Annotated in this window: 17 protein-coding genes; 1 reads left to right on the plus strand and 16 read right to left on the minus strand. The window is 69.8% G+C overall.

The annotated features are described in order from the left end of the window. The 4 genes from A5694_RS08005 to A5694_RS24005 all read right to left on the minus strand — a co-directional run. Positions 1 to 1,270, minus strand: a 1,270-nt coding sequence (locus A5694_RS08005) for a dihydroorotase (RefSeq protein WP_064921307.1), incomplete at its 3' end; no start/stop codon positions are given. Next, on the minus strand, positions 1,267 to 2,238 hold the full coding sequence (locus tag A5694_RS08010) for an aspartate carbamoyltransferase catalytic subunit (RefSeq protein WP_064921308.1): 972 nt from the start codon (positions 2,236 to 2,238) through the stop codon (positions 1,267 to 1,269). The genes A5694_RS08005 and A5694_RS08010, both read right to left, overlap by 4 nt. Next, positions 2,235 to 2,807, minus strand: a complete 573-nt coding sequence (gene pyrR / locus A5694_RS08015; RefSeq protein WP_064921309.1) for a bifunctional pyr operon transcriptional regulator/uracil phosphoribosyltransferase PyrR — start codon at positions 2,805 to 2,807, stop codon at positions 2,235 to 2,237. Before pyrR ends, A5694_RS08010 begins: the two co-directional genes overlap by 4 nt. A gap of 245 nt (positions 2,808 to 3,052) precedes the next feature. Then, positions 3,053 to 5,197, minus strand: a complete 2,145-nt coding sequence (locus A5694_RS24005) for a PGRS repeat-containing protein (protein ID WP_064921310.1) — start codon at positions 5,195 to 5,197, stop codon at positions 3,053 to 3,055. A 136-nt stretch (positions 5,198 to 5,333) separates the two neighbouring features. Between A5694_RS24005 and A5694_RS08025 the strand changes: the two genes are divergently transcribed. Next, positions 5,334 to 6,536: a serine hydrolase domain-containing protein gene (locus A5694_RS08025; protein ID WP_064921311.1), complete on the plus strand. Its 1,203-nt coding sequence runs from the start codon at positions 5,334 to 5,336 to the stop codon at positions 6,534 to 6,536. A gap of 10 nt (positions 6,537 to 6,546) precedes the next feature. On the opposite strand, the gene A5694_RS08030 is transcribed toward A5694_RS08025, so the two are convergent. The 12 genes from A5694_RS08030 to A5694_RS08085 form a co-directional block, all read right to left on the minus strand. Beyond that, positions 6,547 to 7,704: an acyl-CoA dehydrogenase family protein gene (locus tag A5694_RS08030; protein ID WP_064921312.1), complete on the minus strand. Its 1,158-nt coding sequence runs from the start codon at positions 7,702 to 7,704 to the stop codon at positions 6,547 to 6,549. Between the two features lie 34 nt (positions 7,705 to 7,738). Continuing rightward, positions 7,739 to 8,299, minus strand: a complete 561-nt coding sequence (locus A5694_RS08035) for a TetR/AcrR family transcriptional regulator (RefSeq protein ID WP_064921313.1) — start codon at positions 8,297 to 8,299, stop codon at positions 7,739 to 7,741. 58 nt (positions 8,300 to 8,357) lie between these two features. Further along, on the minus strand, positions 8,358 to 11,060 hold the full coding sequence (locus A5694_RS08040; protein ID WP_064921314.1) for a fumarate reductase/succinate dehydrogenase flavoprotein subunit: 2,703 nt from the start codon (positions 11,058 to 11,060) through the stop codon (positions 8,358 to 8,360). Beyond that, entirely contained in the window at positions 11,057 to 11,788 is a 732-nt protein-coding gene (locus tag A5694_RS08045; RefSeq protein WP_064921315.1) for an ABC transporter ATP-binding protein, read from the minus strand. The genes A5694_RS08040 and A5694_RS08045 overlap by 4 nt, the downstream gene beginning before the upstream one ends. Further along, positions 11,785 to 12,633, minus strand: a complete 849-nt coding sequence (locus A5694_RS08050) for an ABC transporter permease (protein WP_064921316.1) — start codon at positions 12,631 to 12,633, stop codon at positions 11,785 to 11,787. Before A5694_RS08050 ends, A5694_RS08045 begins: the two co-directional genes overlap by 4 nt. Continuing rightward, positions 12,630 to 13,982 carry an ABC transporter substrate-binding protein gene (locus tag A5694_RS08055; RefSeq protein ID WP_064921317.1) on the minus strand — a complete coding sequence of 451 codons (1,353 nt, stop codon included), beginning with the start codon at positions 13,980 to 13,982 and terminating at the stop codon, positions 12,630 to 12,632. The genes A5694_RS08050 and A5694_RS08055 overlap by 4 nt, the downstream gene beginning before the upstream one ends. 24 nt (positions 13,983 to 14,006) lie before the next feature. After that, positions 14,007 to 14,234, minus strand: coding sequence for a 4Fe-4S dicluster domain-containing protein (locus A5694_RS08060; RefSeq protein ID WP_064921318.1), 228 nt, complete (start codon positions 14,232 to 14,234; stop codon positions 14,007 to 14,009). After that, entirely contained in the window at positions 14,231 to 14,971 is a 741-nt protein-coding gene (locus A5694_RS08065) for a GntR family transcriptional regulator (protein WP_064921319.1), read from the minus strand. The genes A5694_RS08060 and A5694_RS08065 overlap by 4 nt, the downstream gene beginning before the upstream one ends. A 171-nt stretch (positions 14,972 to 15,142) precedes the next feature. Beyond that, positions 15,143 to 17,881 carry an aminotransferase class I/II-fold pyridoxal phosphate-dependent enzyme gene (locus A5694_RS08070; RefSeq protein ID WP_064921320.1) on the minus strand — a complete coding sequence of 913 codons (2,739 nt, stop codon included), beginning with the start codon at positions 17,879 to 17,881 and terminating at the stop codon, positions 15,143 to 15,145. A 185-nt stretch (positions 17,882 to 18,066) separates the two neighbouring features. Further along, positions 18,067 to 18,594 (minus strand): transcription antitermination factor NusB, encoded by a 528-nt coding sequence (gene nusB / locus A5694_RS08075; protein WP_064921321.1) that lies wholly within the window; start codon positions 18,592 to 18,594, stop codon positions 18,067 to 18,069. Positions 18,595 to 18,596: 2 nt separating this feature from the next. Beyond that, positions 18,597 to 19,160 carry an elongation factor P gene (gene efp / locus A5694_RS08080; RefSeq protein WP_064921322.1) on the minus strand — a complete coding sequence of 188 codons (564 nt, stop codon included), beginning with the start codon at positions 19,158 to 19,160 and terminating at the stop codon, positions 18,597 to 18,599. Between the two features lie 14 nt (positions 19,161 to 19,174). After that, on the minus strand, positions 19,175 to 20,266 hold the full coding sequence (locus A5694_RS08085) for a M24 family metallopeptidase (RefSeq protein ID WP_064921323.1): 1,092 nt from the start codon (positions 20,264 to 20,266) through the stop codon (positions 19,175 to 19,177). Positions 20,267 to 20,297: the final 31 nt, after the last annotated feature.

Genomic DNA, 20,297 nt, shown 5'->3' on the forward strand with positions numbered 1-20,297 from the left:
GGGCGGTGATCCGGCCGCGCAGCAGCGTCGCGGTGACGGTCGCCGGAAGGGTCATCTCCTCATACGGGGTGTTGGCCGACCGGCTGGCCAACTGTTCGCCGGTCACCACCCAGCTCGCCTCCGGGTCCACCACGGCCAGATTGGCCGGTTCGCCCACTTGCAGCGGACGGCCCTGATCGGGCAGCCCGACGATCTCCGCGGGCCGCTCGCTCATCACCCGGGCCACGTCCCGCCAGGTCAACAGGCCGGGCTGCACCATGGTGGCCACCACCACCGACAGGGCGGTCTGCAGACCGAGCATCCCGGGCCGGGCGGAGGCGAACTCACAGGTCTTCTCGTGCTCGGCGTGCGGGGCGTGGTCGGTGGCCACGCAGTCGATGATTCCCTCGGCCAGGGCCCGGCGCAGCGCGGCCGCATCGGCGGCCTCACGCAGCGGCGGGTTGACCCGGTTGCGGCCGTCGTAGTCGGCCAGCCGGGTGTCGTCGAGCATCAGGTGATGCGGCGTGACCTCGGCGGTGACGGAGATGCCTTGTGCCTTCGCCCATTTGAGGAGCTCGACGGTTCCGGCGGTGGACGCGTGGCAGATGTGCAGGCGGGCACCGGCATCGCGGGCCAGCAGGACATCGCGGGCCACGATCGACTCCTCGGCGGCCCGGGGCCAGCCGGCCAGCCCAAGCCGGGCGGCGTTGGGCCCCTCGTGGGCGACCGAGCCGACGGTCAGCCGGGGTTCCTCGGCGTGCTGGGCGATCAGCACCCCCAGGCCGGTGGCGTACTCCAGGGCGCGGCGCATCACCAACGGGTCGGCCACGCAGACCCCGTCGTCGGAGAACATCCGGACCCCGGCAGTGCCGGCGGCCATCATGCCCATCTCGGTCAGCTGGGTTCCGCCGAGTCCGACGGTGACGGCGCCGACCGGGTGCACGTCGACCAGGCCGACCTGCTGGCCGCGCGCCCAGACGTGGTCGGTGACCACCGGGGAGTCGGCGACGGGTTCGGTGTTGGCCATCGCGAACACCGCGGTGTAGCCACCGAGAGCCGCTGCCGCCGAACCGGTTTCGATGTCCTCGGCGTACTCGCGACCCGGTTCCCGCAGATGGGTGTGCAGGTCCACGAAGCCCGGCAGCAGCACTTGACCGGGTGCGTCGACAATGTCGCATCCGGCCGGGGCAGCCAGTCCGGTAGCGATCTCGGCGATCTGGCCGTCGTGCACCAGCACGTCGACCTGATCGCCCTCGCCGTAGCACCGCACCCCGCGGATCAGCACGCTCATGACGCTGCGTCCTCTCCGGCCGACCCGGCGGACTCACTGCCCACCAGTAGATGGAACAGCACCGCCATCCGCACATGTACGCCGTTGGAAACCTGTTGCAGCACTGCGGATTGTGACGAGTCCGCGACCGACGAGGCGATCTCCATGCCGCGCAGCATCGGGCCGGGGTGCAGCACCACCGCGTCGTCGCCCAGCATCGCCCGGCGCTTCTCGCTCAGCCCGTAACGCACCGAGTATTCGCGCGCCGACGGGAAGAAGCCCCCGGTCATCCGCTCGGCCTGCACCCGCAGCATCAGCACCGCGTCGGCCGCGGGCAGCTCGGCGTCGAAGTCATAGCTCACCGTCACCGGCCAGTCGGCCACCCCGACCGGCAGCAGGGTCGGCGGGGCCACCAGCACCACCTCGGCGCCGAGCGTGGCCAGCAGCTGCACATTGGAACGGGCCACCCGGCTGTGCACGATGTCGCCGACGATCACCACCCGGCGGCCCTCAATGCCGCCGAGCCGCTGACGCAGGGTCAGCGCGTCCAGCAGAGCCTGGGTGGGGTGTTCGTGGGTGCCGTCACCGGCGTTGATCACCGCCGGGCCGCCGTCGTCGGCGTTGCGCGTCCACTCGGCCAGCAGGTGCGCCGCACCCGAGGCCGGGTGGCGGATGATCAGCGCGTCGGCGCCGGCGGCCCGCAAGGTGAACGCGGTGTCGCGCAGCGACTCCCCTTTGTTCACCGAGGATCCCGACGCCGACACGTTGATCACGTCGGCGCTCATCCACTTGCCGGCCACCTCGAAGGAGACCCGGGTGCGGGTGGAGTTCTCGTAGAACATGGTGATCACCGTGCGTCCGCGCAGGGTGGGCAGCTTCTTGACCTCGCGCCCGACCAGGGCCTGGGCGAACCGGTCGGCGTCATCGAGGATGGCGGTGGCCTGGTCAAGGCTCAGATCGCCGGCCGCGAGCAGATGCCTGGCGGTCATCGGGTGATCACCACCGCGTCGCGGCCGTCGTGTTCGGCCAGCAGCACGTGCACGCTCTCACCGCGCGCGGTCGGCACGTTCTTGCCGACGTAGTCGGCGCGCACCGGCAGTTCCCGGTGGCCGCGGTCGACCAGCACCGCCAGCTGCACGATCCGGGGCCGGCCCTGATCGCGCAGCGCATCCAGCGCGGCCCGCACCGACCGGCCGGCGTAGAGCACATCGTCGACCAGGATCACCAGCGCGTCGTCGATGCCGCCGGCCGGGATGGAGGTCGATTCCAGCGGCCGCGGCGGCTGGCGCATCAAGTCGTCGCGGTACAAGGTGATGTCGAGGGCACCGTGGCCGACCTCAACCCCGCAGAATTCGCTGATCTTGGCGGCCAGGCGATCGGCCAGGGTGACACCGCGGGTCGGAATGCCCAGCAGCACCACCCGCGGGGCACCCGGGGTGTCCGGGTCGTCTAAAGCGGTCTTCTCGATGATCTGGTGCGCGATACGAGAGATCGTGCGACCCACGTCCGACGAGGACATCAATTCCCGGTCGGTGCTGGAATTACCGGCAGCGCCCATGCGAAACCGCAGGACCTCCTTCTCCGCCTCGCGGGACGGATCGTTAAAGGATGTCGAACTGCCGGGTAGCCTAGCATCCGCTCGGCTCCCACCGGTCTGCCGCCGCCCCCGGAACGCCGTACCGCTCCGTCAGCTTCCGATTGGGACGAATCCGCTGCCTGGCCGTCGCCGGCGTTGACGTCATCGCGGATCGCGCTGAACTTCGTCAGGTACGTAAGTCCTCTCGGAGGCGCGAACTTGGTGCCTCAGTCGGGCGGGTTGGGAACGGATGCGCCATCAGCGCCCGGTGTTCCCGGCGTTCCGTCGGCCCCGCCGTTGCCTCCCGTGCCGCCGGGGTTCTGAGTTGTGCTTCCGCCATTACCGCCGTTACCGCCGGCACCGTTGCCGTTGGGGCCGACCTGGCCTCCGTTGCCGCCGTTACCGCCGACGCCGCCGGGCGCACCCGCCGGGCTGGAGCCACCATTGCCACCGTTGCCTCCGACGCCTCCGATACCACCGTCGGCGCTTCCGCCGGTCCCGCCGGTTCCGCCGGTCCCGCCCAGGTCAGTGGTCTCAGATAGACCAGCGGATCCAACGCCGCCGTTGCCGCCGTTTCCGCCGTCACCACCCTGGCCGCCGGTACCGGCACCCCCGCCGCCGCCACCTCCCCCGCCGGCATGCATCGAGCCGCCGGTGTTGTTGCCTTCTCCGCCCCGGCCGCCGGTGCCCCCGACGCCGCCGTCGCTGGCGCCGCCATTTCCACCGGCACCACCGTTGCCGCCATGTCCACTGGAGCCCAGGCCGGCGCCGCCGCCGATACCGCCCGCGCCGCCGTGGCTGGCAACCCCGCCATCAGCGCCATCACCACCGTTGCCACCGTTACCGCCAACTCCACCATTGCGGCCACCGGTCAGCGGGCTGGTCATGCCGCCAGCCCCGCCATTGCCACCGGCCCCAGCGCTACTTCCGGCACCGCTGGCCGCACCACCATCGCCACCGTTGCCCCCCGCACCGCCGTCACGGGCGCTGCCAACGGCGCTGCCGGGGCCGCCGCTACCACCGTCACCACCCTTGCCGGCGGTGCTGTCGACGCCGCTGGCCGAGCCGCCGCTACCGCCGTTGCCGCCAACACCGCCGTCGCGGCCGCTGCCGAGGGCACTGCCGGGGCCGCCACTACCGCCGTCACCACCGTTACCGGCCGCGCTGCCGACACCCTCGGCCGAGCCGCCATTGCCGCCCGCGCCACCGACCCCACCATCGCGGCCGCCACCCATGGCGCTTCCGGCACCGCCTTGACCGCCGTCACCACCGTTGCCGGCGGTGCTGTTGTCGCCGATGGCTGCACCGCCGTTGCCACCGTTGCCGCCCGGGCCTCCGTCGATGTCTCCCAGTCCGACGGCGAAGACGCCGCCCCTACCGCCATTGCCGCCGTTACCAGCGATGCTGTCGGCGCCGGTGGCGGCACCGCCGTTGCCGCCATTGCCGCCGGCGCCGGCGTCTCTACTCAGCCAATAGCCTGACTGGTTGCTCATGCCGCCGTCACCGCCGGCACCACCGGTGCTGCCGACACCGTCAGCGCTGCCGCCGTCACCGCCGTTGCCGCCCGCGCCACCGGCGCTACCGATGGCAAAGATGCCCGGGGCGCGACCGCTGACACCACCGCTACCGCCGGCACCACCGCTTCCGCCGTCGCCAACCGAGTTTCCGCCGTTGCCGCCGTTGCCACCATCGCCGTTGGTGCTGAACAACATTCCGCTACGGCCACCGGCGCCGCCATTGCCGCCGTCGCCCGCGTGCAGGCCATCCAGCCCAGCCCCGCCGTCGCCGCCGGTACCACCGTTGCCGATCCAGCCACCCGCGCCACCGGCACCGCCATCGGCCCCGGCGCCACCGCCACCGCCGGCACCACCGTTGCCCAGCCAGCCGCCGGCACCGCCGGCGCCGCCGGCCACACCGGCTTCGTCGCTGCTCCAACCGGTGCCGCCGTCACCGAAGATCCAGCCGCCATTACCGCCGTCAACATGGGTCTCGGTCCCGTCGACGCCGTTGCAGATCAGGCCGCAGGCGCCGCCGAAAGCGAAGAGCGGGTTGATGAAGTCGTTGAACTGCACACCGGACGGGCTCTCGATCCACTCCTGCATCGCGGTGTGCAGCGGCAGATAGACGTCGTTCTGGAACCAGTCGGCGAAATCGGTGCCGACAGCCGCGCCGGGCAGGTCATCACCGTTGAACAACGACGCGAGGTCGACTGTCGACGCCGACTCCAGCCCGCTCCAGTAGCCGGGGTCGAACACCACTCCCCATACAGCGGGATCCAACAGGTCGGTCAGGAAGTCATCGAAGTCAGCCTGGGCTACCGGCGCCAATCCGAATGCCGCCAACGCCCCGACGGACGCTCCGGCAGCAGCCACTCGCCGCGCCGACGCAGATCCATTTTCCTTAAGCCAACCTGAGATTTTCACCCTGTGTTCCTATCACGGAAGCGGGAGCACCGCATTTCGAGTGTGAGCCCAGGCCAACCACCGCCGCGCCGCTAATCTGGGCCGGGTGAATCTCGATCCGAATCAGGCGTCCCTCCGGGAGGCCTGCGACGCCGGCCTGCTGGCCGGCGTGGTGACCGTCGTCTGGCAGCGCGGCCAGGTGCTCCAGGTGAACGAGATCGGCTATCGCGACGTCGGGGCCGGCCTTCCGATGACCCGCGACACCGTGTTCCGGATCGCCTCGATGACCAAACCGATCACGGTCGCCGCGGCCATGTCCCTGGTCGATGAGGGCCGGCTGCGGCTGAGTGACCCGATCGCCACCTGGCTGCCGGAGTTCGCCGCGCCGAGCGTGCTGGTCGACCCGGCCGGACCGCTGGACAAGACCACGCCGGCCCGGCGGGCGCTCACCATCGAGGACCTGATGACGCACCGCTGCGGGATCGGCTACGGGTTCTCGGTGCCCGGCCCGATCGCGCGGGAGTATCAGCGGCTGCCGTTCGGGCGCGGCCCGGAGGCCTGGCTGAGCGCGCTGGCCGCGCTGCCGCTGGTCGATCAGCCCGGCGACCGGGTGACCTACGGGCACGGCATCGACGTGCTGGGCGTGGTGCTGTCCCGGATCGAGGGCAAGCCGCTGCCGCAGGTGCTCGACGAGCGGATCCTGGGGCCGCTGGGGATGGCCGACACCGGGTTCTGCGTCTCCCCCGAGCTCCGCGGGCGCAGCGCCACCATGTACCGGCTCGACGGCGACATGTTGCGCGACGACGCGATGGGACCGATGCCGATCACCATGCCGGCGTTCCCGAACGCGGGCGGCGGGCTGATGTCGACCGCGGATGATTACCTGGCGTTCGCGCGAATGTTGCTGGCCGACGGCGTGTTCGACGGCACCCGGGTGCTCTCGGCGGAATCGGCGGCCGCGATGCGCACCGACCGGCTCACCGACACCCAGAAGCGCCACCCGTTTCTGGGGGCCCCGTTCTGGGTCGGCCGCGGCTTCGGGCTCAACCTGTCGGTGGTCACCGATCCGGCGCGTTCTCAACCGCTGTTCGGGCCGGGGGGTGCCGGCGCGTTCAGCTGGCCGGGCGCCTACGGCACCTGGTGGCAGGCCGATCCGGCCGCCGACCTGATCCTGATCTATCTGGTGCAGAACGCCCCGACGCTGTCCACCGAGATGGCCGCTGCTGTCGCCGGCAATACCGCGATCGCGAAACTGCGGGTGGCGCAACCGAAGTTCGTGCGGCGCACCTATCGGGCCCTGGGGTTGTAGCGCATCCTCATCAGATCATCGCGATCGGCGAGACCTTAACGCCGGCCTCCAGCGCGCCGGCCAGCTCGCGCGCGGTGTCGTAGTCGAAGACGACGTGACCGCAGATGATGTCGACATCGCGTTTGATGCGTTGCAGCGGATTGTCCACGAAATGCACGCTGGCGCCGGAGGCTTCGAGCAGATCAGCGATCACGGCGCGGGATTCGTGCACGATGTGGGCGGCCGCGGCGCGGGCCTGCGCCCGGACCGACCGGCTGATCCGTTCGCGGCCATCGACCGCGTCCTGAAGCCGGGCCACCGTGGCGTCGCGCAGCCCGCGCAACGCTCCCAACCGCACCCGCGCATCCCCGAGGCGGATCTGCGCAGCGGGCTGATTCTTCTGCGCCGCACCGGAATACGCCAATACTCGCTCCTCGAGTCGCTGGGCGTAGAGGTCGGCGACCCGTTCGGCCGAGCCCAGCGCGGGCATCGCGGCCACCAGTGCCAACGCCGGGACCATCGGCCACCGGTAGGCGGAGCCGTCATGCAAGGCGGCCCCCGGCGCGGTGCCCGAGTAGATGTCGGCGACTTTGACCAGCCGGTGCTGGGGTACCCAGACATCCTCGATGACGACGTCGTTGGAACCGGTCGCCCGCATTCCGGCGGTGTGCCACACATCTTCGATGCGGATATCGGACGCCGGTAGCAGCACCAGCGCCGGGTAGGGCCCGTCGTCTGGTCCGCAGATCGCTCCGACCAGGATCCAGTCGGCATCGGCCACCCCGGTGGCCCAGGACCATCGCCCGGACAGCCGGATGCCGTCGCCGTCGGGGGTGCCGCGTCCGGTCGGCGCCAACGGCGCGGGACACAGCACCGGACCGGAGGCGAACACCTCGTCCTGTGCCTGCTCACCGAAGAGTGCGAGCATCCAGTTGTGCAGGGTGTAGAACCCCAGCGTCCAGGCACTGGAGGCGCACCCGTGCGCCATGCGGCGGATCGGTTCGAGGATCTCGGGAAACTCTGCCTGCTGTCCGCCGTAGCGTGCCGGCAGCAGCAGCCCGGGCAGCCCGGAGCGCCGGTAGTCGTCGATGGTGGCAGCCGGCAGCCGGCGCAGTTCCTCGGCTTCGGCGGCACGTTCGGCCAAACGATCGATGAAGTCCCCCGTCAGTACCGCCGCCGCCCGCACCATGCCCGGGACCGTACCATACCTTTTGGTATGGCGATTAGTGGCGCAGCATCACGTCCAGGAACTGTTCACGGCGGCCGACGGCGCGTGGACTGGGCCGCGAGCCGGACAGGTGCAGAAAGCCGATGCCGGCGGCGAACGTGGCATTAGCGCGCATATCAGCCTCATCGGGGTCGAAGCCGTCATCGAGAAAGACCTGACGGACCGCCTTGAGCACGCGCCGATCCGAGGTGCGCACCGCCTCGGCGACGTTCTCCTCCGAGCGCGCCCATTCGCGCATCGCCCGTTCCAGCATCCAGTGCCGCGGACCGACCAGCGAGGTCATCATGCGCGAAAGTCGTTCGCGCGGAGGCAACTCCTCCAGCGCGTCGAAGTCACCGCGGTCCTCGTCGCGGACCGCGGCCCAGGTGTCGACCAGCGCCTGGCGATAGGCCTTCATGTCGGCAAAGTGCCAGTAGAAGCTGCCCTTGGTGACGCGCAGGCGCCGGCAGAGCCGGTCGATGGTCAGGGCCTTGAGCCCGTCCTCGGCCAGAATGCGGAACCCGGCTTGCACCCAGTCCTGCACGGACAGTCGCGGATTGGTGGTGGCTTCGGCCATGCCGACACACGGTACTGACCCGGGCCGGCGCTGCCTAGGGCTTGCCCGGTTGTCGCCGTTATACGCCGGTGTGCAGGCCCGCTTGCTGCAGTGCGCGACGCGCGTAGGCGCGCACGTCGGCGTCGCTGTCCTTGACCGCGAGGCTCAACGCGTCGCGTGCGGCGACCTCCGAGGCGGCCCAGCGCGTCAAGCCCAGCACCGCGGCTTTGCGCACGTCGAGGTGCGCATCTTCGAGAGCCACGGTCAGGCGCGGCACCGCCACCGCTGCGCGCGCACCGGCCAGCGCGCGGGCCGCGCCGACCCGCACCTGCCACGCCGACTCGCCCCGTGCCGTCTCGACGGCGGCGATATCGGCGTCGCCGCAACCGACTTCGCCGAGGGCGGCCAGTGCTGCGGCGCGCACCAGCGGGTCCGGGTCACCGATCAGGGCCCGAACGGTCTGCGCCCCGGCCCGCAACGTCGCACACGCATTGGCGACCGCGATGCGCACCTCACGGTTGGCGTCCTGGGCGGCCGTGGCCACCGCCGTCGCGTCGTCGGCCGAGACCAGCGCACGCACCGCCTCGATGCGCACCCGGTGGTCGGGATCGGCCAGCGCGGCGCGATACCGCGCCGGGTCACCGACCCGGCGGCTGCACAGCAGATACACCACGCAGGCGCGCACCACCGGGTCTGCGGAGTCCCGGTGCACGCCCGCCGCTGCCGGGTCGGCCAGCACCTCGACCAGTTCACGCGCACCGTCGGCGGCGGTGCGGCGCACCGCGGCGTCCTCGTCGGCGAGCGCGTCGAACAACGCGGATTCGTATCCGCCCGGGGTGTGTTCGGTCAGGGCGGCGACCGCGGTACGGCGCACCGCCGGATCCGGGTCAGCCAGGAATTCGGCCAGGTCGGCCAAGGCGGGTTCTTCCAGGGCGACGACCACCGCGATCCGGGGCGACGGCGGCTGGGCAGAAGCCGGTGCCGGGACACGTGATCGTGCCGTCGCCGGAGCCTGGCCGCCCAGCAGCGGCGGCTGCGGCACCGCCTGCACCGACTGGTCGGCCGGGGGCAGCCGATCGAACTCGGGCACCGCAACGAAATACGGAGCCACCGGGCGTTTGAGGAACTCCATCGCCCCGTCGGCCCGCTTGCGCACGTTGAGGTGGTACCCCCACTGCCCGTCGTCGCGGCCGGGCAGATCGGCGCGCTCGTGGTAGAGGCCCCAGCGCGACTCGGTGCGCGTCAAAGATGTGCGAGCCGCCAGCTCCGCGCAGTCCCGGATGAACGACACCTCGACGGCGCGCATCAACTCGTGCGGGGTGCGGGCACCCATCTCGGCGATCTCGCCGCGCATCCGCTCGAAGGTGTGCACCGCCAGCGACAGCTTCGCGGCGGTCTTGGGCGGCGCCACATAGTCGTTGACGAACCGGCGCAGCTTGTACTCCACTTGCGGTTGCGGGGGGCCGTCGGGGTGGCGCAGCGGGCGATAGATCAGCTCGTGGGCATCGGCAAGCTGATCGGCCGGAAGATCCTGCGGCGCCGAGATATCGGCCAGGGTGGACGCCGCGTGCGCGCCGGCCAGGTCGCCGAACACGAACGCGCCGATCATGTAGTTGTGCGGCACGCAGGCCAGATCGCCCGCCGCGTACAGGCCCGGCACGGTGGTGCGGGCGTGTTCGTCGACCCACACCCCCGAGGCGGAATGCCCTGAGCACAGGCCGATCTCCGAGATGTGCATCTCCACGTCATGGGTGCGGTAGTTGTGGCCGCGGTTGGCGTGAAAAGTCCCGCGGGTGGGCCGCTCGGTGGTGTGCAGGATGTTCTCCAGCGCCGAGAGCGTCTCATCGGGCAGGTGCGACACCTTCAGGTAGATCGGGCCCCGCGCGGAATCGATCTCCGATTTGACCTCGGCCATCATCTGGCCGGACCAGTAGTCGGAGTCGACGAACCGTTCTCCCAGCGCGTTGACCTGATACCCCCCGAACGGGTTGGCCACATAGGCGCATGCCGGGCCGTTGTAGTCCTTGATCAGCGGGTTGACCTGGAAGCATTCGATGCCGGACAGTTCGGCGCCGGCGTGATAAGCCATCGAGTAGCCGTCGCCGGCGTTGGTGGGGTTCTCATACGTGCCATACAGATAGCCGGAGGCCGGGAGGCCCAGCCGCCCGCACGGCCCGGTGGCCAGCACTACCGCCTTGGCGCCGACGGCGACGAATTCGCCGGTGCGGGTATGCAAGGCGGCCGCCCCGACCGCGCGGCCGTTCCGGGTGAGCACCCGTACCGGCATCAACCGGTTCTCGATGCGGATCTTCTCGCGCATCGAGCGCTGCCGCAGCACCCGGTAGAGCGCTTTTTTGACGTCCTTGCCCTCGGGCATCGGCAGCACGTAGGACCCGGAGCGGTGTACGCGGCGCACCGCGTACTCGCCGTGCTCGTCCTTCTCGAACTTCACCCCGTAGCGCTCCAGGCGCTGCACCATCGCGAAGCCGCGGGTGGCGGTCTGATACACGGTGCGCTGGTTGACGATGCCGTCGTTGGCCCGGGTGATCTCGGCGACGTAGTCTTCGGGTTCGGCCTTGCCCGGGATGACGGCGTTGTTGACCCCGTCCATGCCCATCGCCAGCGCGCCGGAGTGCCGCACGTGCGCTTTCTCCAGCAGCAGCACCTGTGCGCCGTGCTCGGCGGCGGTGAGTGCGGCCATGGTGCCGGCGGTTCCGCCGCCGATCACCAGCACATCGCAGTCCAGCCGCAGCGGCTGGGTGACATCAGGTATCTCGATCATGAATGGTCCAATGCGGCTAGAAGCTCAGTGCGCAGCTCGGGTTCGGGTCGGCCGCTGCGCGGTTGGGGGACGTCGAGCAGGGCCCGCAGCGGCTGCCCGGTGCGGCCCAGCACCGCCACCCGGTCGCCCAGCGCCAGCGCCTCGTCGACGTCGTGGGTGACGAACACGACCGTGGTGGGATGCGCTTGCCAGGTGTCGATCAGCAATGCCTGCATGGCGGCGCGGGTCGCGCTGTCCAGCGCGCCGAACGGCTCGTCCATCATCACCGCACGGGGTGCGCCGGCCAGCCCGCGGGCCAACTGGACCCGTTGGCGCATCCCGCCGGAGAGGCTTTTCGGCAGGTAGTCGGCGAACCCCTCCAGACCCAACTCGGCGATCCACCGCTCGGCCTCGGCCCGGCGCCCGGTGCGGGGCACACCGCGCAGCCGCAGCGCCAGCTCGATGTTGGAGCGCACCGAGCGCCACGGCAGTAACGCGTTGTCCTGGAACACCATCCCGCGGTCTCCGGAGGTGGTGGTGACCGCGATCTGGTCGGCCAGGATTCGGCCGTGCTCGGGGGCCAGCAATCCGGCCAGGGCACGCAGCAGGGTGGACTTGCCGCACCCGGACGGTCCGGTCAATACCAGGATCTCGCCGGGTCGCACCGCCAAGCTCAACTCATCGATGACCGGGGTGCCGGTGTAGGACAGCCGGACCCGGTCCAGGGTCAGGCTCATGCCGGCGGTCATCGGCCGTTCTCCGCGCCGCGGGGCAGCCAGCGGGTCAGCCGGCGCCCGACCAGCTCGACGGTCGCCGACGTGGCGAATCCGAGCACGCCGATAGTGATGATGCCGACGAACACATCCGGGTACGCCAGCACGGTGTAGGCCTGCCAGGTGCGGTATCCGATGCCGAGCCGGCCGGAGATCATCTCCGCGGAGATCACGCAGATCCAAGACACCCCCATGCCGACCGACAGGCCGCCGAACAGGCTGGGCAGAATTCCGGGAAACACCACCTGGCTCAACACATCCCAGCGTCCACCGCCCAGGGTGCGCACCGAGTCCTCCCACAAGGTCGGCAGTGCGCGCACCGCATGCCGGGTGCTGACCAGAATCGGGAAGTAGGCCGCCAGGAAGGTGATGAATACGATGCCCTGTTCGCCGGCCGGGAACAGCAGGATCGCCACCGGGACGACGGCGATCGCCGGGATGGGCCGGACCAGTTCGGTGAGCGGGCCCACCACGTCCGCAGCGACCCGGGAGCGCCCCAACAGGATGCCGGTGGCCAACCCGGCCGCCGCGGCCAACCCGAATCCGGTGAGGATCCTGATCAGCGACTGCGCCAGATCCAGCCAGTACGCCTCGGTTCCCAGCCGGCGCACCAGGGTCGTGAAGACCTCGTCGACGGTGGGCAGGGTGTCGAACCGCAGCCACCACCGCACGTCGGCGACGGTCAACAGCTGCCACAGGCCGATCGCGACGGCCACCGACGCCAGCCGCAGCAGCCACGCCCACCGTGCCGACCGCGGCCGGCGCGGCGCCCGGTCGACGGGCACCGACGCCGCCGGGGCACCGGTGATAACCGCGGTCATGCCGCACCCGCCAGCGCCTGCTGATAGTCCAGCGCGACGGCGCCGGGATGCGTGGCAAGGTAGCGTTGCGCACCCGCGGTGGTGTCGAACGGTAGATGGCGTGCACCGTCGCGGACCCAGGCGGACTTGTCGGCGAACCAGCGGGTGCCTAGTTCGGCGTCCTGGATATAGGCCGCCCGGACGTGATCGCCGCGGGCGTTCGCGGCCTGTACGGCTTTGAGCAGGGCGGTCGCATCGGCGACGGACACGGTGGTGTCCGATCCGTCTAGCCAGAGTTCGCCCCCGGTCGTCGCGGGTTTGTCGATGGCGGCGACCGCCTGCTCGTAGTCGCGTTTCCGCTCGGCGAACGCCGCGCGCAGCGGCCCGTCGACGACGAAGCCGTCCACGTCGAGGTCGGCGAAGTCGCCGATCGACTTCAGGTAGGGCACATCGTTCTTCAACGCCTCGACCAGCGCCGGCTTGAGGGTGGTGTCGAACGACGTGCCGCCCGGCCCGTTGTAGAGGTAGACGACCTCTTGCGGTAGCCCACTGCCTTCGGCGACGATCCGGGCCGCCTCCAGCGGTTTGCGTTTGAGGAAGTCGGTGGCGTCCAGCTGCGCCTGCAGGAACGCGCCGAGCACTTCCGGGTGGTTCTGCGCGTATGTGCGACGCACGACCACCCCGTGCCAGGTCGGGTAGTTGAGCTCGGCCCCGTCGTAGAGCAGTTTCGCCCGGCCCTGGTAGACCAGCAGCCCGGGCCAGGCCACGAACTGTGACAGGCCTTGCACCTGACCGGATTCCAGCGAGGAGGCGCCGACTTGTGGTTGCTGGTTGAGCACCTCCACGCCGGCGCCGGTGCCCGCCAGTGCGCGCAGCAGGGTGCCGTGGCCGGCCGATCCCACGCTGGCCGAGACTTTGGCGCCGGCCAGATCGGCCAGCGAGTCGGCTCGCGAATCCGGGGCCACCACCACCATGTTCAGTGCGCCGGCGGGGTGATAGCCGGTCACCGAGACGATCTCGGTGCGGGCCTGCGCATTGGTCTGCGTCCGGACCCCGTTGACCAGCATCGGGTAGTCGCCCATCGAGCCGATGTCGATCTTCTCGGCGAGCATCTGCGCCGTGATCGGTGCCCCGGTGTCGTAATCCTGCCAGTCGACGCGGTATCGGGTGCCGGTCCGGCTGGTGATGTCGGCGAGCCGGCGCTCCAGGTAGCCGCGAGCCCGCAGCAAGGTGCCGGCGGTCGCGGTGTTGATGGTCTTGGACTGATAGCCCACCACCACGTCGACGGAATCACCCGACGGCGCGGAGTCCAATGAGCAGCCCGCCGCGATAACGGCCGTGCAGACCAGCACGATCACGGATCTCTTCATGAAACACCTTGGTGGTCAATGTATTCAACGGATGAGGTAGGGCATATTGACGGTGACCGCACCGGTCGGGCAGCGGGCGGCGCACGGTCCGCAGTACCAGCACTCGTCGACGTGCATGAACGCCTTGCCGTTGTCGGGGTTGATCGCCAGTGAGTCCAGCGGGCAGATGTCGACGCACAGGGTGCAGCCGGAGATGCACAGTGATTCGTCGATCGTCACCGGGACGTCGGACCGGCTGTTGACCAGCGTCATGGAATGCTCCTTGTCAGTTTGCCGCGCATGGTGACCCGGTCACCGCGCATCCGGATGTACTCGAGGTCGACGGGTGTACCGTCGGAAAGGCTGGTGAGGCGCTCCAGCATCAGCAGCGCCGCGCCGGCGGGGATCTGCAGGATCGCTGCCGAGTGCGGGTCCGCCGGTATCGCCTCCAACGCCAGGCTCGCGTCGCCGAGACGCTGCCCGCTGATCTTCTCGAGCAGCGGGAAGACATCGTTGGTCTCCAGCGGGTGCGCCAGCACGGCGGCGCCGATGTCCGGCGGCAGATAGGTCTGATCCAGGCTCAGCGGCACGTCGCCCAGGTACCGCAGCCGCTCGACGAACACCACCTGCGCACCGGGTTCGAGCGTCAGCCGCCGGGCCACCAAGGGTGGGGCGGATACCGTGGTGGCCACTCGCACTTCGTTGCGCACCTCTTGACCGTCGAAGGTCTCCTGCAGACCAAGCAAGGTGTCCAGGTCGTGGTCGTATTTGTGCTGTGCCACATGAGTGCCGGTTCTCGGTCCCCGGTGGATCAGTCCCTCGGCCTTCAGGGCGGCCAGTGCCTCACGAATGATGTTGCGGGACACCGCGAATTCGGCGGCCAGCTCCGCTTCGCCGGGCAGGCCGTCGTCGTAGGCACCGCCATGGATCTGGTGGCGCAGCACGTCGGCGACCTGCCGCGCCCGGTCCGCGCGGCGGATCGGCTGCGGGGCGACACGGGCTTCGGGCATGCAGACACGCTAAGGGCACGGCGACACCCGATGGCAGTGCAGCCAATTGAGCTGTTCAGCGGGGTGATTCATTGCGCCACCAGGCAACACCCGGCTGCCAGCGGAAATCCGGATCGGCGCGGGTATTGCGCCGCAGCGGTGCCGTCGGGCCGGGTAACAATCGCGGTGAGGCTAATCGGCTACGGCCGGTGCCCGCGCATAACGGGCCAGAGCCTCCGGAGTGAACACCGCCAGACCCAGCTCGGGGTTGTAGCCGTGGATCTCCTTGACGTCGAGTTCGGCCAGGAAGTACAGGATGTCCTTGGAGATCACCTGCCCGGGGACCAGCACCGGGAAGCCGGGCGGATACGGCACCACGAACGTGGTCGACACCAGGGTCTTGCCGTCGGCGACCCGGCGGCCGGCGTCGCCGAGCAGCACATGTTCGCGGTCGGCCTCCTCGTAGCCGCCGTAGAACGCCGAGCGCATATCCCCGAATGAGCTTGCGCCGTCGGGCCGAAACGCCTGATCGAACTCGCTGAAGTCGGGCAGCGGCGGCAGGTCCTCGGTGATCTCGACGATTCTGCGCTGCTGCAGCGCGCGGTCGTCGGTGCTGGCCGCGTTCCAGGCGCGGTCCAATTCGGTCGAGACCCGGCGCAGCGCGTCAAGCAGGTAGTGCACGGACGACCAGGTCACGCCGATGGTGAAGATCAGCAGCACGGAGTTGATCGAGGTCTTGTTGATCTGAATTCCGAAGCGCTGCATGAGAATCTTCTCGCGGAAGTCGTAGCCGCTCATGCCGGTCTTGCCGACGAACAAGGTGACCCGGGTCGGATCGAGCACGAACTCGTCGGAGCGCCACGCCTCGTTCCACTCCGCCAGCGCACCCTGGCGGACCTGCCGGTAGGAGCTGACCGTCGAGGCCCGGAACCGGTCGGGCACCAGGTCGTCCTCGTCGAGGATGCGGAACCACTTCTTGATCAGCCGGTCCTTGCGGACCCGGTGGCGAAACACCAGCGCCATGTCGTAGACCCGCCGGACCATCTGAAAGCCTTCGATGTCGACCTGCCGGCGCGCCAGATCCAGCGATGCCAGCAGCTGCTGATTCGGCGAGGTGGAGGTGTGGGTCAGAAACGCCTCGGTGAACGATTCACGGGCCAACGCGTTGAAGTCCTGATCCCGCACGTGGATCATCGACGCCTGCCGCAGCGCCGACAACGATTTGTGGGTGGAATGGGTCGCATAGACCCGCACCCGCGCGCCGGGTTCGGGCAGCAGCCGGTGCTCGCTCCACTGGTCCCGGTCGATACCCGCCATCCCGGCGCGCCATTCCCGGTACTCCGCGGCGTAGCGGGGCGAGGCCAGCATGGTCTCGAGGCGTTCGGCGGCCACCATCGCGGTGCGCTGCCGGGCCCACGGCACCGCGGTGGCGAACGCGTACCACGCCTCATCCCACAGGAAGCAGATGTCCGGCTTGATCGCCAGGACCTCCTCCATCACCCGCTGCGGGTTGTAGACGACGCCGTCGAAAGTGCAGTTGGTCAGCAACAGCATCCGGACCCGGTGCAGCTGCCCGGCGGCCTCCAGGTCCAGCAGTGCGCGTTTGATGGTGCGTAGCGACACCGCGCCGTAGATCGCGAACGGCGCCAGCGGGTAGGCGTCCAGGTACAGCGGATAGGCGCCGGCCAGCACCAGCCCGTAGTGGTGCGACTTGTGACAGTTCCGGTCGATCAACACGATGTCACCCGGGCGGGTCAACGCCTGGACGACGATCTTGTTGGCCGTCGAGGTCCCGTTGGTGACGAAGTAGGTGTGGTCGGCGTTCCAGGTCAGCGCGGCCTTGTTCATCGCCACCCGGATGGTGCCGTGCGGGTCCAACAGCGAATCCAGCCCGCCCGACGTCGAAGAGGTCTCGGCCATGAAGATGTTGCGGCCGTAGAACTCCCCCATGTCCTGCAGCGAACGGGAGTTGAAGATGCTCGCGCCGCGCGCCACCGGCAGCGCATGGAACTGCCCGACCGGCTCGGCGGCATAGGCCCGCAGCGCATCGAAAAACGGTGTGGCGTAACGCTTGCGGATCCCGGCGAGCACCGTGCTGTTCAGGTCGGTGGCATCGTTGAGCCGGTAGAAAGTACGGTCGTAGACATCCGGCTCGTCCTCGGTGTCGGCGGCGATCGACTCGTCGGTGATCAGATACAGGTCGATGTGCGGCCGCAGCAGGCGCATCCACTCCCCGCATTCGATGGCGTCGCGACCGCAGTCGACGATCCCGGCGTCGTCGTTGGCTCCCAACAACGTATTCATCAACGGCACCCGGTCGCGCGAGCGCAGCGGCAGGTCGTGGCGGACGATCGCGGCCTGGATCTCGCCGTTGAGCGCGACCGCGGTGACGGCGTCCTCGACGCTGGAGACCACCAGCAGTTCGATCTGCACCTCGTCGTCGGGATTGCGCAGCGCCCGCAGGTTTTCCGCGAGGCTCTCCGGGACGTCCGGCGGCGAGTCGTCGGCCAGCAGCACGGTGTAGAACTGCTGCTGGCGGGCTTGAGCCACCAGCTCTTGGTCCGACAACGGCGACCCGAGGTCGAACAGCGCCGCCCGGTCGCCGTAGTCCGACAGCAGCCGCACCACCAGCGACACCTTTTCGCTCAGCGACACCGTCGCCATCGCCTGCAGGTAGCCGCGGAAGGCGGCCAGGTTCGCCGCGCCGGGAAACAGCCAGTACCGCTCATAGGCGCCGAGCCGGTCCAGCAGGCGCTTGACCCGCGCCGCGTGGTGGGTGGTGTCCAGGCCGGACCGATTGGCCTCGGCCAGCTGCCGGCAGGCGTCGTCGAGCAGATTCCAGGTGTCGACCCGCGAGTACGACGGGTTGGCCACCGCCGCTAGCGCCGAGACCCGCAACCTGCGGCGCTGCCCGTCGCTGTCTGCGCTCATAGGGCCAGTGTGGCCCGAGTCGCTGCGGGGCGGGGCGCTTTCGCCGGAGCTCCGGTAGGCGGCCGCCGCGGGTCTGAGGCCCTCCGCTTCCGGGAGCCAAACGCCGGATCGCGACGGCTGCCGGCGCCGGCAGCCTTGATCGCGGGGGCCGAACGGTAGTTGCCCACCGCGGCCACTGACGCCGGTTACTCCTCCGGGCCGGACCCGGTCGGCGCTTCAGGCTCGGGGGCCCGCGTGGCCGCCTCACGAACCGCCTGCGATGCCGCCCGCAGCTGCGGGGTCACCAACATCACCTGGCCCAGCACGCCGTTGACGAAGCCCGGCGAGTCATCGGTGGACAGCTCCTTGGCCAGCTTCACCGCCTCGTCGACGGCGACCGGCTCGGGTACGTCCTCGGCGTGCAGCAGCTCCCAGATCGCCACCCGCAGGATCGCCCGGTCGACGGCCGGCAGCCGCTCCAGCTTCCAGCCCTGCAGGTGCGAGGTGATCAGGTCGTCGATATGGGCGCTGTGGGCGGCAACCCCGTTGGCCACCGTGACGGTGTAGGGGTGCAGCGGTGCCACGTCGGGCTGCTGGCTGGCCAGCTCAGCGCGCAGCGCCGCGCCCTCGGCCGGGGTCAGGCCCCGGGCCTCGGACTCGAACAGCAGATCGACGGCGCGCTTGCGGGCCTGGTGCCGGCCTTTAACGGGTCTCGGCGGCTTCCCGGCGGGCATGATCAGGAGTTGACCCGTCCCAGATAGCTGCCGTCGCGGGTGTCGACCTTCAACCTGTCTCCGGTGTTGATGAACAGCGGCACGTTGATCTGGGCACCGGTCTCCACGGTGGCCGGCTTGGTGCCCGCACTGGACCGGTCTCCCTGCAGGCCGGGCTCGGTGTGGGTGACCTCGAGTTCGACGCTGACCGGCAGCTCCAGATACAGCGGCACGCCGTTGTGGAACGCGATCTGCACCGGCATGCTCTCCAGCAGGTAGTTCGCCGAGTCACCGACCAGCGTCTCGGGCAGCGGGTGCTGCTCGTAGTCTTCGCTGTCCATGAACACGAAGTCGTTGCCGTCGCGGTACAAGAAGGTGGCGTCACGGCGGTCGACGGTGGCGGTCTCGACCTTCACGCCGGCGTTGTAGGTCTTGTCGACTACCTTGCCCGACACCACGTTCTTGAGCTTGGTGCGCACGAAGGCCGGGCCCTTGCCCGGCTTGACGTGCTGGAATTCGACGATCTGCCAGAGCTGGCCGTCGATCACCAGCACCAGTCCGTTCTTGAAGTCAGCAGTCGAAGCCACGTTTTCTACGTCTCCTAGAGAATGGTCAGTTCCTTGGGGAACCGAGTCAGCAGTTCCGGGGCTTGCCCGGCAGTATCAGCGACCACGAGCGTGTCCTCGATGCGGACGCCGCCACGATCAGCCAGATAGACGCCGGGTTCCACGGTCACCACAGCACCGGCAAGCAGTGTACCGTCGGCCGCCGCGTTGATTCCCGGCGCTTCATGAATCCGCAGCCCCACCCCGTGGCCGAGGCCGTGGCTGAAGGTCTCGGCGTAGCCGGCGTCGGCGATCACCGCGCGCGCGGCGGCGTCGACATCGCGCAGCCGGGCACCCGGGTGCAGCGCCTCCCGGCCGGCCCGCTGCGCCGCCGCCACCACCTGGTAGATCTCGGCCTGCCAGTCCGCCGCCGGGCCCAGCACGAAGGTGCGAGTCATATCGGAGTGGTAGCCGGCCACCAGCGCGCCGAAGTCGATCTTGACGAAGTCACCGGCGGCCAGCACAGCGTCGGTCGGCCGGTGATGTGGCACCGCCGAGTTGGCGCCGGTGGCCACGATGGTCTCGAAGGAGGCCGCGTCGGCGCCGTGATCGAGCATCAGGGCCTCCAGTTCCCGGCCGACCTCCCGCTCCGTGCGGCCCGGCCGCAGCCCGCCGCGGTCCACCAGGTCGCGCAGGGCGGCGTCGGCGGCCTCGCAGGCCAACCGCAGCAGGGCGACCTCACCGGCGTCCTTGACCTCGCGCAGCGCCTCCACCATGCCCGAGGCGCGAACCAGTTCGGTGCCGTCGGCCGCTTTGGACAGCGCGTCGAACCCGTCCACGGTGACCACGTGCCCCTCGAACCCCACCCGGCGCGCCCCGGCCGCCGCGGCGTGGGCGACCAAGTGGCTGGGTCCGGCACGCTCGATCACCGCCTGCAGGTCGGGGGCCTGCTGGGCGACCTGGGTGCGGTAGCGGCCGTCGGTGGCCAGCAGCGGGGTCCGTTCGTCGGCATAGATCAGCAGGGCACCGGCCGACCCGGTGAACCCGGACAGGTAACGCACGTTGACCAGGTCTGTGACCAGCATCGCGTCCAGCCCGGCCGCACCGAGTGCGGCGCTCAGACGCAGTCGACGGGAGGAATGTGTCACGCGGTGTGACGGTACTCGCTACGCTGTGCCC

This window comes from Mycolicibacter sinensis (assembly GCF_001667945.1).
Taxonomy (GTDB): domain Bacteria; phylum Actinomycetota; class Actinomycetes; order Mycobacteriales; family Mycobacteriaceae; genus Mycobacterium; species Mycobacterium sinense_B.